Origin of the sequence: Paenirhizobium naphthalenivorans, assembly GCF_007992095.1 — a bacterium.
Lineage (GTDB): Bacteria > Pseudomonadota > Alphaproteobacteria > Rhizobiales > Rhizobiaceae > Allorhizobium > Allorhizobium naphthalenivorans.
Genome location: NZ_BJZP01000044.1, coordinates 1 through 13,952, shown reverse-complemented (window position 1 = coordinate 13,952; position 13,952 = coordinate 1). Strand labels below are relative to the sequence as shown.

12 protein-coding genes are annotated in these 13,952 nt (G+C 60.6%); 4 read left to right on the top strand and 8 right to left on the bottom strand.

The features are described 5' to 3' along the window. Window positions 1-257 precede the first annotated feature (257 nt). The gene (locus RNA01_RS22070) at window positions 258-851 is read left to right on the top strand and encodes a hypothetical protein (protein ID WP_147182281.1); all 594 of its coding nucleotides are present in this window, start codon (window positions 258-260) and stop codon (window positions 849-851) included. Between the two features lie 7 nt (window positions 852-858). Here the strand turns inward: RNA01_RS22070 and RNA01_RS22065 are convergent, their stop codons facing one another. Beyond that, window positions 859-1,905 (bottom strand): quinoprotein relay system zinc metallohydrolase 2, encoded by a 1,047-nt coding sequence (locus tag RNA01_RS22065; RefSeq protein WP_147182280.1) that lies wholly within the window; start codon window positions 1,903-1,905, stop codon window positions 859-861. A 172-nt stretch (window positions 1,906-2,077) separates the two neighbouring features. Between RNA01_RS22065 and RNA01_RS22060 the strand changes: the two genes are divergently transcribed. Then, entirely contained in the window at window positions 2,078-2,902 is an 825-nt protein-coding gene (locus tag RNA01_RS22060) for a quinoprotein dehydrogenase-associated SoxYZ-like carrier (protein ID WP_147182279.1), read from the top strand. Between the two features lie 9 nt (window positions 2,903-2,911). Here RNA01_RS22060 and RNA01_RS22055 read toward each other — a convergent pair whose 3' ends face one another. From RNA01_RS22055 to RNA01_RS22035, 5 genes are all read right to left on the bottom strand, one after another. Continuing rightward, window positions 2,912-3,286, bottom strand: a complete 375-nt coding sequence (locus tag RNA01_RS22055; protein ID WP_235916838.1) for a hypothetical protein — start codon at window positions 3,284-3,286, stop codon at window positions 2,912-2,914. Next, window positions 3,283-3,963 carry a hypothetical protein gene (locus tag RNA01_RS22050; protein WP_147182278.1) on the bottom strand — a complete coding sequence of 227 codons (681 nt, stop codon included), beginning with the start codon at window positions 3,961-3,963 and terminating at the stop codon, window positions 3,283-3,285. The genes RNA01_RS22055 and RNA01_RS22050 overlap by 4 nt, the downstream gene beginning before the upstream one ends. A 74-nt stretch (window positions 3,964-4,037) precedes the next feature. Next, a complete protein-coding gene (locus RNA01_RS22045) occupies window positions 4,038-6,290 on the bottom strand; it encodes an ATP-binding response regulator (protein WP_147182277.1) in 2,253 nt (750 codons plus the stop codon). Continuing rightward, window positions 6,287-7,459, bottom strand: coding sequence for an FIST signal transduction protein (locus RNA01_RS22040; RefSeq protein ID WP_147182276.1), 1,173 nt, complete (start codon window positions 7,457-7,459; stop codon window positions 6,287-6,289). Before RNA01_RS22040 ends, RNA01_RS22045 begins: the two co-directional genes overlap by 4 nt. A 41-nt stretch (window positions 7,460-7,500) precedes the next feature. Continuing rightward, window positions 7,501-8,190 (bottom strand): response regulator, encoded by a 690-nt coding sequence (locus tag RNA01_RS22035; RefSeq protein WP_147182275.1) that lies wholly within the window; start codon window positions 8,188-8,190, stop codon window positions 7,501-7,503. A gap of 434 nt (window positions 8,191-8,624) precedes the next feature. On the opposite strand from RNA01_RS22035, the gene RNA01_RS22030 reads away from it, so the two are divergent. Beyond that, entirely contained in the window at window positions 8,625-10,244 is a 1,620-nt protein-coding gene (locus RNA01_RS22030) for a thiamine pyrophosphate-dependent enzyme (RefSeq protein WP_147182274.1), read from the top strand. A gap of 39 nt (window positions 10,245-10,283) precedes the next feature. On the opposite strand, the gene RNA01_RS22025 is transcribed toward RNA01_RS22030, so the two are convergent. Continuing rightward, window positions 10,284-10,946 (bottom strand): DUF922 domain-containing Zn-dependent protease, encoded by a 663-nt coding sequence (locus RNA01_RS22025; protein ID WP_147182273.1) that lies wholly within the window; start codon window positions 10,944-10,946, stop codon window positions 10,284-10,286. A gap of 80 nt (window positions 10,947-11,026) precedes the next feature. After that, window positions 11,027-12,649, bottom strand: a complete 1,623-nt coding sequence (locus RNA01_RS22020) for an ABC-F family ATP-binding cassette domain-containing protein (RefSeq protein WP_147182272.1) — start codon at window positions 12,647-12,649, stop codon at window positions 11,027-11,029. Between the two features lie 228 nt (window positions 12,650-12,877). Between RNA01_RS22020 and RNA01_RS22015 the strand changes: the two genes are divergently transcribed. Next, entirely contained in the window at window positions 12,878-13,918 is a 1,041-nt protein-coding gene (locus tag RNA01_RS22015) for an ABC transporter substrate-binding protein (protein WP_174824575.1), read from the top strand. Window positions 13,919-13,952 lie beyond the last annotated feature (34 nt).

Here is a 13,952-nt window from a genome sequence, read left to right as displayed (position 1 = left end):
CACCTCGCCGGCCCGCGGGCCTTCAAGCTCGACTTCGGTCACAACAAGGGGTTTTCCGGCCTCAATGGCCAGAGCAGCGCGTGTGCGCATGGAATGCCTCCCGGAATCTGCGTTATTGAATGCCAGCCTTTGCCGACCTTGGTGCGAGATTACAGACCGGCCAAGCGCACTGACAATTGCGACCTTAGTGTGTGAATCGCCACCTTTGGCATCTACCTGCGTTTGCCTATACTAACAAAAGGCGAAGGAGGGTCTGCATGATGAAAGCCTTGAACCTGGTGTTGTTTCTGGCACTTGTCCCGAGCCCTGTTTTTGCGGCGGATTTTTCCGACCCGGATTGGCCCTGTGTCCAGCGAAAGGTCGAGAACCTGTCGGCGGGATTGATGTGGCCGCATCCCATAACGAAGACGCAGCTGTCGCCGGCGGCCGAGGAACTGGCGGCCACGCTGGCACTGCGCCGCGTCAGCCTGGAAGAGGCCGAAGCCCATGTACGCGACTTCGTCGCGACGCATCCATCCGACGAGCAGGCTCTCGGCAACATCTTCCAGAACGTCTTCGATCGGCTGGCCGAAAACCGACATCGGCTGATCGGCGGCATTGCCCACTATTCGCACAGCCAGATCGCGCTGGCGGCGAAAATCGACGCCGCACACGGCGAAATGGCGAAATTGAGTGCGCAGGCCAAGCCGGACTTTGATCGCATCGACAAGCTTGAGGAAGAGGTGGACTGGAACGCACGTATCTACCGCGATCGTTCGCGGGCGCTGACCTATGTGTGCGAAACCCCGGTCCTGCTGGAAAAACGCGCCTATGCGATCGCCCAGATCCTATTGCGGCAGCTCCCGCAATAGGATCCACCTACTCCCATTCGAGCTCCGTATAGGCAACGGTCGCGTTACGCGCGTTATAGAGATCGAACAATCGCCAGTGCCCGGCCTCGCTCTTGGCGATCGTCCGGGCAGCCGCGCTGAGGGGAAGGCCAGCCTGTAATGCCGCTCTTGTATCAGCATCCAGCACACCGAGATAACGGGCAAGGGGCTCTGCTCCCTCGGGCCATGGCAGGATGGGGCCACCATGCCCCGGAACGACGCGGTCGGCTCTGATCCGCATCAGGTCGGCAAGCACCGAGCGCCACCCCTTCAGCGACCCGTCAAGCGCCGGGGCATGTGAATCAAACAAGAGGTCGCCGGCAATCAGCACATTGGTGCCCTGATCAAGCACAGTCAGATCGGTTGCGGTATGCGCCGTCGGCCAGGCCTGAAGCGCAAGCACGCGCCCACCGAGGTCAAGGCTTTCCTTGTCGTGCACCGTTCGCTCCGGTGCGACTATCCTGCTCCCGAGAAAAGCCTGTGCGCCGATCAGCCGGCCAAAGCTCGTCATATAGCTACCGGCCCGATCCGCCAGCGCGCGCGGCAGGTTCTGCTGGCCGACGATCTCTGCGCCGGCCTCGCGAAACACCTCCGCTCCAAAGACGTGGTCCGGATGCATGTGGGTCACGACCAGATGTGAGATCGGCAACTCACTTCTTTCCCTAATGGCGAGATAGACCTGTTCGCCCACTTGGCGTGATCCACCGGAATCGATGACCGCAATGCCGCGTCCGCCGATCACGAAGGCGATGTTGGAAACATCACCGGCATTGTCCGCATCCGGCTCGGCGATCGCGCCGCTGTGGACAAAAAGCCCTGGGGCCACCTCGGTAAAAACAAGCCGCGAGCGTGGCCGGGCCGCGCAGTAAGGTGCCCCGCCATCGACAAGCCAGGCCGGCGGTTTTTCGGGCAAGGTCGCCTCGCAACCCGCCGGGCTATCCGCCGCATGACCGGGCAAGAGTGCGGTCCGGCAGGACTGTCCCGGCTCGGCGCCTGCCGACGCCAGAATGCAAATCGCCACAAACGCTTCGAACACACGCCACCTCCGCCACGGCCCGAAAACTGGCCGCCCGTCCAGCCTGCGGCCGGGACAATTGTCTCGCAACACATCCGAAAGGCTCGGTTCTGCGCAACGATCCGGTGGCGTATCATCCGCCATCACGCGGCTCGACGCCGGGCCGGTCCTATAAGCGGGGGACTTGACCACCATGAGACAGGCTCTTGTCGGATTGTCTTTTCTACTGGCTGCAGGCCTTGCCGCCGCAGAAGAGGCCCCGCCTGATAATCCGCTCATCGAAGGCGCGACGTGGAGCACGATCAAGGATGCGATCGCCGGCGAGGAACCACTCGGCGACGGGTCCTCCTTTCTGTCGATCAGCGCTCCTTATCGCGCCGAAGATGCGGCCACGGTTCCCGTTGTCATCGAGCAGAAGGATCGGTCTGCGGGGCCGATCACGGCGATCAAGCTGGTGATCGACGAGAATCCTGCACCGCTCGCCGCCGAGATCCGCTTCGGGCCGGCGATGATGCCGCTGAAGTTCGAGACCCGGGTGCGCGTCAATCAGTATTCCAACATCCGCGTGATCGCCGACACGCCCTCGGGCACGTTCATGACCGGCCGCTTCGTCAAGGCGTCGGGCGGATGCTCGGCACCTGCGACCAAGGATCCGGCCGCGGCGTTGGCCGGGATGGGCGAAATGAAGCTCAAACTGTTCGACGCCAAGACTGACGATCAAGCCGCCGGACAAAATGTCAGACGCGAGGCTCAGATCATGATCCGCCACCCCAACTATTCGGGGCTACAGCGTGACCAGATCACCCAGCTTTTCATCGGTGCGCATTTCATCACCGAGCTTGAGGTTCGCCAGGGCAAGGATCTTCTCTTCTCGCTGGAAGGCGGGATCTCGATCAGCGAGAACCCGTCGTTCCGCTTCAGCTATATTGACGACGGCTCGCCCGAATTCACCGTGCACGCCGTCGACACCGACGGTAATGTCTTCGACAAGGTTCTGGCGAAGCGACCGCCAGCGTGAAGCCTGTGCTCAGAAACAGAGCATCTCGGCTTCGGCCTGGGCGCGCCTGAGTTCGGCGACCATGGTCTGCGACACGACAGCCGTCTTGTACATCGCCAACTGTTCGCCGCTGCCCTGCTGCAGGGAAAGCACGGTCTCCGCCTCGACGTATTTTTCGTAAGGCAGGATCGACGCGATAGTGTCGATCGAACAGGAGCACTTGCGCAGGACTTCGCGGGTTTGCCCATTTGTCGCCATGCAGCCGAAAACATAGTCCGTGCGCGCTTCTGTCGGATAGTCGTTCAGCCGCTCGGATATGCCCTGGCCAGAGGCGGGCAAGGCGCCCGGTCCAACGCCAAGCGCGGTAAATGCCAATGCAGCGAACAGGCAGGAGGCTGGTTTCATGGCTTTGCCTCCCCACCATCCGTAAGGGTGATGGCGCTGGAATAGCTGATATCCTCTGGCCCCGAACCTTCCGGCACGGTCGCTCTCAGTGAATAGTACCAGCCCGGGACATCCTCGGAGACGGTGACTGCAAGTGCCAGTTCCGCAAACCGCCCCATCTGGTCGCGCGCCTTATCCTTGGCGAACGGCCGGATGGTCACCTGACGCGCTGCAACATCGCGCTCGCCGATGCGTACCGATACCGGCACAATCTCGGCATCCTTGAGCAGCGCCTCCTTGATCCGGTTACGCATGTAGAAAGGACTGCCGCCCGATTGCTTGGCAACATCGGAGAGCGCGCTCTCTAGGAAATACATGATCAGAGGATTGCCGACCGACGCCGGGAAGCTGCCGATAAACCGCATCTGCGGCCCGCGGTGCAGGATCAGGGCGACCTTGTCGTCCGATGTCAGCTGCAAGCCGATCGTGTCAGTGTCGGGTGATTGCCCCTTCTTGAGCGGCGACACGACGCGGTCATAGACCAGCGTATCACTGCCCTTTTGCCCATCCGTCGGAGGCGCCGAGGCGGCAAGGCCTGAAAGCGCGGTTTTCGCAAACAGAAGATCATAGGTTCCTGCGGCTGACAGCGGCATGGCCGTTGCCCCGAGAAAGGCGAGAACAAGCACGAACACACGCATCGCAAACCTCCCTTTTTCCAATGAGCCTAGTCCCGCAGACGCGTCAGTCATCGCAGACATTGGTCGGTATTGGCTCACGCGGCGCGGCCGCGCGTCTGCCAGTCGATCAATGCCCGCAACCGCACCAATTGCACCGGTTTATTGAGCACAGAGAAAGACAGCTCGCGAGACAGCTGCATGAGTTCGCGCTGCCGATTGGCCGAGATGATCACCGCCGGAATTTCCTCGCCCGCCATGGCTCGCAATGTCTGGATCGTGTCGACTCCGGTATCGGCATCATCCAGCTGATAATCGGCGAGCAGGATGTCCGGCGGTGTGCCGATCTCCTGCATCAGTGACACGGCCTCCGCCGTCGAAGCGGCGGCCAGGACGCTCGCGCCCCAGTTTTCCAGCTTTCGGGTCATGGCGTGGAGTTCGTCGGCATCGTTCTCGACCACCATAACGATCAGATCCAGACCACCATCGGGCATGATCTCGGCTACGGTATTTTCGCGACTGTCAAAATTGCCCACAGGGGCCAGCGGCACCTCGATCGAGAACATCGAACCATGGCCAGGCCGCGAAACGAGCTTCACCGGATGATCGAGATGACGGCAGGCGCGCTCGACGATCGACAGCCCAAGGCCCATTCCGGTCCCCTTGCCCCCACCTCCCCGGGTGAACTCCTTGAAGACACGCACCTGATCCTCCTCGCAAATGCCCATGCCGGTGTCCCAGACCTCGATGCGCAATTTGTTTCCGGCAAGCCGGCAGCCGACAAGCACCCGTCCCCGCTCGGTATACTGGATCGCGTTGACCACCAGGTTCTGCACGCATCGCATCAGATAGCGCTGATCGCTGGTCACCCAGCGCATCGTGGGCAGAATGGTCAGTCGGATGCCTTTTTCCGCCGCCAAGGGCGCAAGGTCTTCGGCCAGCCCCTGAAGCATCACGCCCAGACTAAAGGAGGTGACATTGAACTCCGCCCCCGAACTGTCGAGCCGCGAAATGTCGAGAAGCGCCTGCAGCAGTGTCTCGATCGAGTTGAAAGAGCGATTAAGACGACCGACGACCTCCTTTGCGTCCGACTGTTCGACGGTCTCGCTCAGCATCGACAGATAGAGCTTCGCGGCATTGATCGGTTGCAGCAGGTCATGGCTTGCCGCGGCAAGAAAGCGCGTCTTCGACGTATGAGCCGCCTCAGCCGCTTCCTTGGCCTGACGAAGAGCTCCCTCGATCTGCGCCTGTTCGGCCGCATGGATCTGCAACATTCGGTTTGCCTCGGTAAGCTCCGCCGTACGTTCCTGGACCCGTCGCTCAAGTAGCTCCGCCGCCTCCGTTTCGGCGGTCACGTCCATGATCGACAGGATAAAGCCGTCGTCTGGAAGCGAATGAACCCTTATGTCGAGGCTCATGCCGTCACGCCGGCGAAAACGCTGCTGGATCGTCTCGCCGTGCAAAAGTGCCTTGAACCAGCCGGTCAATTCCGCCCGCCGCGACCGCCTGTCGAGGATCTCGTGACGCTCGACATGCTCAATGATCCGCTGGAAACGCGTCCCCTTCTTCAACAGCGGCAGGGGTATGCCTAGCAGCGCGCCGAACCTCTCATTGCGCACCAGAAGCTCACCGGCTGAGGAAAAGGTGCAGACACCGAGCGACATATGATCGAAGGCGGCCTGCAGCAAGTGCGCCTGCTGATCGATCAACCGGTTCTTCTCGCGCCGGTTCTCCCGTACCAGATCGGTGATCTCCGTCTGCAGCACTGCCATATTGTCCGAACTGGTCTGACGATAGGAGATCTGGAACCAGCGATCGTTGCGCAACGCCATGACGAAGGACGAAAACCGCTGGCCAGACGGTCCCTGCGCGGTTGCGACCTGACGGCGACCGTAACCGGAACCAGCACCCCCACCCTCATCGCGCGCGAGATAACGGCTGGCATTGACGGCAGTCAGATAGTCGTCGAAGGCCAGCCCCGGCTTGATGATGTCTTCGACGTCGGGCAGCAACTCGCGGAACTGGCTGTTACAGACCTGTAGCCTGTCCTCGCAAAACAACGCAAAGCCGCCTTCCATGGCCACCATGGCGTCGGCGAGGTTGCGCTGGATGCGCTCCTGGGCCTGATAGGCGATCTCCAGTTCGTTGGAGGCTCGGCCGAGGGTATCAAGCGCCTTTTCCAGGTCCTTAGTCTTTTCCCACACCTCAGCCTGAAGCGTGATCGCCGACTGGAACAGCGCGTAAGCGGTGTCGCCGACCTCATGTCCGCGCTCGGCGCGCTTAATCAGCACCTCGATGATCTTCGCCTGCTTGGCGATCTGCACTTCGTATGGATCGTCAGGATTGATCACAACGGCGCGCCCTCCCTCGGTATGAAGAAAGCGACACCGACGAAGGTCTGGTTCACATGAACGCCTAGATGCTGTTCGCCATAGGTGCTGAAACCGATCACGCGCCGCTCACGGAAGCGTTCCGAAGCCTCTGCCTCCAGGCCCTTGCGATCGATCTCCAGCTTGCGAAGATAACAATCAAAGCCAAGAATGAAGTCCGGTGGATCGCCCTGTTTGTCGGTAACGGCCAGACCGCTGTCGAGGGTGCGGATAATCTCCTTGCCACGGCCGAGCGTCAGCAACAGTCCGTCATCGATCGCCGACAGGAAGGTCAGACCGTGTTCACCGTGGATCTGCTGGATTGCCCGCACATGATAGATGTTGCCATTGCGGACCAGCACGGGATTCTCGGCGAAAATGGTCGGCGATAGTTCGCCGACCGGCACTTTGACCAGACGTGCATATTCCTCTGCCGCCGGCGAACCGTTGATCTCCAGCACCAGCCGCTCCTCGGGCACAGCCTTGGTGACAACCATCCGGCTCTCGGTCGGCTGGAAGTGATCGAAGCCGAGGCCGCAGAAGGTGAGATCCGTTTCGATCAGCAGCAGCAGCGCGGCATTGTTGTGGAATTCACCGTTGCGCAGAACCTGCGTCCGCTCAAACCGCAGACCGTCGCCCGCCGAGCCGCCGAAGACGGGAATGTCCTTCAATCCCGCTTCGAGCGCCGCGACCAAGATGTCCTCCTGTTTGGAGAGCCCGTCGGCGAAGATCAGCGCCAGCCGCTTGCGCCCGGGAGTCGCACGAAATTGCTCTGCTAGCCTTTCGGTCTGCTGCACCACCTCGGCGATCGAAACGGGCGTAATCGACGCAAACAGCGTCGAGGCGACGCGGAAGTGACTTCGCTCGAAGGCGACGGCCACCAGAGCATCGTCCTCATAGCCTCGCGGCGTGATCTGTCCGGCCGTCGTGCAGCCGAAAACCACGGCGTGCGGAAGAGCGGACGGCAAGGCGGCTGCGAGATCGTCCGGCGAGAGTCGGTTCGGCACGAAAAGAAGGATGAAACTCGGCCGGGTCTGGTCGAGTTGGTGTTGAATTTCATCAAGCGCAGCAGCCGGATCGGCGCAATAGGAAACGGCAATCCGGACCGCTTTCGCGGGTCGATATTCGAGATCCTCCAGAGCGCCAGCCATGCCGGCACCCTCCGGTCGCCCTGTCTCCGACGGACGGAGCGTCATTGCAGGCTATGGCGGATCGACACTTCCCGCACAAGCATGGCCGCCTGAGTACGATTGTGCACACCGAGCCGGCGCAGCAGAGCGGTGATATGCGCCTTCACGGTAGCCTCGGCCAATTGCATCTCGTAAGCGATCAGCTTGTTCGGCATGCCTTCGCAGATCAAGCTGAGAATGCGGGTCTGTTGTTGCGACAGATGAGCGATCTTGCGCGATATGGTTTCGACCGAGCGGTCAGTCGCCTGGGCCCGCGTCGGCAACGCATAGCCGGGCGGCACATAGGTCTTGCCGTTCCAGATCTCGCGCATCGCGTCCTGGAAAGTCTGCCGACCGGTTTCCTTCGGAATGAAACCGGCTGCCCCCGCCGCCAGCACCGAATGCACCACGCCTTCGGTGGTGATCGCCGAGACGACGATGACCGGAATGTCCGGCATCCTTTCCTTGATTTTCATAAACCCGCTCAGTCCCGACGCATCCGGCAGATTGAGGTCGAGAATGATGAGATCGGGCGAAAAACGCATCCGCAATTGCTGAAGCGCCTCGCCCAGCGAAGTCGCTGTTCGAATCCGTCGGGTATTGAAAATGCTCTCCATTGTCGTCGCGAGAGCATCGCAATAAAGCGGATGATCATCGATCACCAGCGCCGATTTAATCGAAAGCAAGTGATCGGACAATTCGGCCCGAGACATGGCTTTCCTCCCAAAAATATTTCCTGATCGTCATCAGCGGAGCAGCCTCCAACCGCCCCGTATGCCATGGATAATATTTCCGCTCTCAAGCATGGTTGGGCTCTCCCAAACGCAACCACACGCAATTTGTTGCATAGATTCGGGGGTTACGCAATTGCCCAGTTCGCTCCGGAAATTGCAGCATCAAGAAACGGGAGAATAATATATAAATGACTGTAAAAATTGCATTTTCACAATGATCCATTTGCCAAAACGTTAGATCATGCTTACAAAAAGACTTGAATGAAAAAGAAAAGACCGCTTCTCACAGACCTCCTGTGAGGACACAGACAGCAGTAAGCCATGCAGACGCAACGCGCTCGGAATCCGCTTGCATGAAAATAACTTAACGCGTTAGCAATTCCCACTCCGACAATTTTGCAGAGAGCCCAGCGATGGAAATCAAGAACACCGCCCAGGCCATGATCGATGCGTTGGTCGCGCAGGGCGTGGATACCGTCTTCGGCATTCCCGGCGTGCATACCTACGAGTTCTCCGACGCTCTGTACAAAGCCCGCAATCGGATACGGATGATCCATACACGACATGAGCAGGCCGCCGGTTACATGGCCTATGGCTATGCCAAATCGACCGGCCGCCCCGGCGTTTTCACCGTCGTTCCAGGCCCTGGCCTGCTCAATGCCGGAGCGGCGCTATGCACCGCCTACGGCGCCAACGCCCCGGTAATGTGCCTGACCGGCAACATCATGTCCCATCTGATTGGCCAAGGGCGTGGCCAGTTGCACGAACTGCCAGACCAACTGACGCTGATGCGCGGCCTGACCAAATGGTCAGGCCGCATCAATCACGTCACCGAGGCGCCGGAGATCATGGCCGAGGCCTTCGAAAAGATGATGCGTGGCCGACGACGGCCGGTCGCGATCGAGGTTCCATGGGATGTCTTCGGCCAGACGGGCCCCGTCACAGCTGTCCAGACCGTTCCTCCTCTTGCCCCGGCGCCGGATCCTGAACGGATCCAGCAAGCGGCGACCCTTGTCCGGCAGGCGAAACACCCGATGATCATGGTCGGGAGCGGCGCCGTCGAGGCCGGCAGTCAAGTGCTGGCGCTCGCCCGGGCGATCGGCGCTCCAGTTGTATCGCATCGCTCCGGCAAGGGCATCGTCTCCGATGACGAACCCTATGCCTTCAATCTCGTCGCCGGTTACGAATGGTGGAAGGAATGCGATCTTCTGATCGGCATCGGCTCGCGGCTGGAGCTGCAGTTCATGCGCTGGCAGTGGCAGCCGGCCGGGCTGAAGACCATTCGCATCGACATTGATCCGACCGAAATGGTCCGGCTGAAACCTGATCTCGGCATCGTCGCAGATGCTGCGGAAGGGACCGCCGCCCTTCTCGCCGCGCTGGACGGCCATTCCGTGCCTGACCGCAGCGCGGAGTTTTCCACCCGGCGCGCCGAGGCCCGCACCCACATGGAGGCCGTGCAGCCCCAGCTTTCCTATCTCGACGCGATCCGCCGCGCTCTGCCGCGCGACGGCTTCTTCGTCGAAGAGGTGAGCCAGATGGGTTTCACCGCCCGCTTCGGCTTTCCGGTCTACGGCCCGCGCCAATACGTCACCTGTGGCTATCAGGACAATCTCGGCTTCGGCTTCAACACCGCGCTCGGCGTCAAGGTCGCCAATCCGGACAAGGCCGTTGTCTCGGTGTCGGGCGACGGCGGCTTCATGTTCGGCGTTCAGGAACTGGCAACCGCAGTCCAACACAATATTGCCGTTGTCGCCATCGTGTTCAACAACAGTGCCTTCGGCAATGTTCGCCGCGACCAGGCGACCGTCTACGAAGGTCGCTTGATCGGCTCCGATCTGGTGAATCCCGATTTCGTCGCACTGGGAAAAAGCTTCGGCGTCGCCTCGGAGCGTGTGGAAAGCCCGGAAGCGTTGGAGGAGGCTATCGCGCGAGCGCTCGCCTCGGGGCGCCCGGCCCTGATCGAGGTGCCTGTGGAGACCGGCTCGGAAACCAGCCCCTGGACCTTCCTGCACCCCGCCCCGCACGGCTGACGAGTCGGCACAGACGGTCGTAGTCCGCGGCCGTGCCGGTTATCCGCCGTTCACCAGCTGAAGGATAAGCGTGTGGACGTTGCCTCCCGCATTGAGCTCGTCGCGGTCGAAGTCACGGCTGCGCTGACGTTGCTCCTGGGAAAGCGCACCGAGGCGCTTGGTCATTTCTTCCCTGATCTTGCGGCAATTCGGATCTCCAGCGACCGTTAGCCCGACGGTCGCGGCTTCAATCTTGCGCACCATCTCGATGATGAAATCACCATGCACCCGTTCGTGGGCACGAACGCCGACGATGAAGCTTTCCCAGTGCGCCGCGATCGGGGCCGGCAAGACGTTGCCGGGCTTCGGCAGAAGGTGAGTGATGATGAGCTTCGGTTTGGCCGTCGCCAACACACAGGCATCGCCGCGCGTCTCATATTTCCTGGTCCATGTCAGCGCGAAGCTGGTCTGGGCGATCGCCCGCATACCAATGCTGAGCTTCGGACCGCGCGCACCGATCGACTGGTAGAGCTCGGGTCCGCTCTTGCCGAAGACAGAGTAGGTCTGCACTTTTTCGACCGGCTGCCACTCGGCGGCTGTAGCTGTTGACGCAGCCAAAAAACCGGCTACGGCACCACAAAATAAGATGCCTGCTTTCACGTGACAATCCTGCCCATGCTTCAAGCGAAAGCTAATCGCGAAGCTACCATGATGCAATGGCATCACGGTCCCGTCGCGGCTGCACAATCGCCTTACCGGCGTAGAGGCCGATCAACCTCATAGCGCAGACAATCCCGCGAGCCTCAGCTCCGCAAGCCCGGCGCCTCATGACCGGTGCGGGCGACATATTCCGTATAGCCACCGTCATAGCGATGGACGCCTTCCGGCGTCAGTTCCAGCACTCGGTTGGAGAGCTCCGCCAGAAAATGGCGATCATGGCTGACGAAGAGCATAGTGCCTTCGTATTGCTTCAGCGCCGCGATCAGCATTTCCTTTGTGTCGAGATCGAGGTGATTGGTCGGCTCGTCGAGCACGAGGAAATTCGGTGGATCGAACAGCATGGCCGCCATCACCAGCCGCGCCTTTTCTCCCCCCGACAGCACCCGGCATCGCTTGTCGATGTCATCGCCGGAAAAGCCGAAGCAGCCGGAAAGCGCCCGAAGCGGCGCCTGTCCAGCCTTGGGAAAGCGCTCCTCCAGCCATTGCAGGATCGTGCTGTCACCGTCGAGGAGGTCCATGGCGTGCTGAGCGAAATAGCCGAGCTTGACGCTGGCACCGAGCGCGACCGTGCCCTGATCGGGCGCAGTCGCACCGGTGGCAAGCTTGAGCAGTGTCGACTTTCCGGCACCGTTGACGCCCATGATACACCAGCGTTCCCGCCGGCGGATCATGAAGTCGAGACCGTCATAGATCGTCCGGCTACCATAAGCCTTATGCACGCCCTTGAGGTTGACGACATCCTCGCCCGAGCGCGGCGCGGGCGCGAATTCGAACGACACCGTCTGGCGCCGCTTTGGCGGTTCGACGCGATCGATCTTGTCGAGCTTCTTGACGCGACTCTGAACCTGGGAAGCATGGCTTGCGCGCGCCTTGAAACGCTCGATGAACTTGATCTCCTTGGCCAGCATCGCCTGCTGCCGCTCGAACTGTGCCTGCTGCTGCTTCTCGTTCAGCACCCGTTGCTGTTCATAAAACTCATAATTGCCGGAATAGGTGTTGAGCGAACCGGCGTCGATCTCGATGATCTTGTTGACGATGCGGTTCATGAACTCGCGGTCATGCGAGGTCATCAGCAGCGCTCCCTCGTACCCCTTGAGGAACTGCTCCAGCCAGATCAGTGATTCCAGATCGAGATGGTTCGACGGCTCGTCGAGCAACATGGCATCCGGCCGCATCAGCAGGATGCGCCCAAGCGCCACGCGCATTTTCCACCCGCCCGAGAGCTTGCCGACGTCGCCGTCCATCATTTCCTGACTGAAGCTCAGGCCCGCAAGCACTTCCCGCGCCCGACCCTCCAGTGCATAGCCGTCAAGCTCCTCGTAGCGCGCCTGCACTTCACCATAACGCTCGATGATCGCATCCATCTCGTCGAGCCGGTCTGGATCGACCATCGCGCTCTCAAGCTCGCGCAATTCGGCGGCCACGACACTCACGGGACCTGCCCCGTCCATAACCTCGGCCACAGCGCTACGGCCGGACATCTCGCCGACATCCTGGTTAAAATAACCAACCGTCATGCCCTTTTCGACTGAAACCTGCCCTTCGTCGGGTTGCTCCTCGCCGGCGATCATGCGGAAGACCGTCGTCTTTCCCGCACCGTTGGGACCGACCAAACCAATCTTCTCGCCCCTGTTGAGGGCAGCAGAGGTCTCGATGAAGAGAATGCGGTGACTGAGCTGTTTGCTGATGTTCTCGATACGAATCATGACCGGATGTGGGGCTGGAGGAGTGGCGGGCCCTTATGTCACGGGTCGGCCGGCCTGTCGAAGCCTATCCTCACAGGCCCCAGACCAGAAAACAAGCAAATGCACACACTTATGCATAATTAATATGCATTATTTCTATTGCATTATTTATAGGCATAAATCACTTGCGCCCGGCACGGACATCGGTTTCTATCGATCCAACAAAATCAACAGAGGAAATTTTGGATCATGCTTTCGAGACGTCTGTTTTCCAGTCTGGCGGCAACTGCGGCGCTTGCATTCACGGCCGGCCTCTCGGTCCCTGCGACGCCAGCGCGAGCCGAAACGCCGATCAAACTCACCCTCGACTGGAAATTCGAAGGCCCGGCCGCCGGCTTCCTGCTGGCGCAGGACAAGGGATACTTCAAGGCCGAGGGCCTGGATGTCACGATTGACACCGGTAACGGCTCCGTCGAGGCGATCCCGCGCGTGGCGACCGGCGCCTATCAGATGGGTTTCGGCGACATCAACTCGCTGATCAAGTTCCTTGACGAAGATCCGTCTCAGAAGGTCAAGGCCATTTACATGGTCTATGAACGTCCGACCTTTGCCATCGTGGGCCGCAAGGCGCTCGGCATCACCGAAGATCCGAAGTCACTGGAAGGCAAGAAGCTCGGCGCTCCGCCGCCGGACGGCGCCTTTGCCCAGTGGAAGGCCTTCAAACAGGTCGCCGGCATTGACGACAGCAAGATCACGATCGAATCGATCGGCTTCCCGGTTCGCGAACCCATGCTAGCCAAGGGTGATGTCGACGCCGTCTTCGGCTTCGCCTTTTCGGTCATCCTCAACCTGAAGGCTCAGGGGATCCCCGATGATGACATCGCCACCATCCTGATGGCCGAACATGGCCTGAACCTCTACGGCAACGCGATCACGGTCAACACCGACTTTGCCACAGCCAATCCCGACGCCGTCAAGGGTTTTCTCAAGGCGCTTGCCAAGGGCTTTGCCGACGCAGTCGCCCATCCGGAAGAAGGCGTGGCCGCCGTCTTGAAGCGCAACGAGACGCTGAACCCCGACATCGAACTCCAGCGCCTGAACATGGCCAACGCCATGAACATCAAGACGCCCTACGTCATCGAGAACGGCATGGGCGGCGTCGACATGGACCGCCTCGCGGCATCCATCGAGACGCTGAAGGTGTCGATGGGCCTCAAGGGCAACGTCAAGGCCGAGCAGGTCTTCGACGCGGGCTACCTGCCGCCCAAGGAAGAGCGAATGCTCCCCTAAGGCCGACAATCCGGACCCGGCACCAACAGCCGGG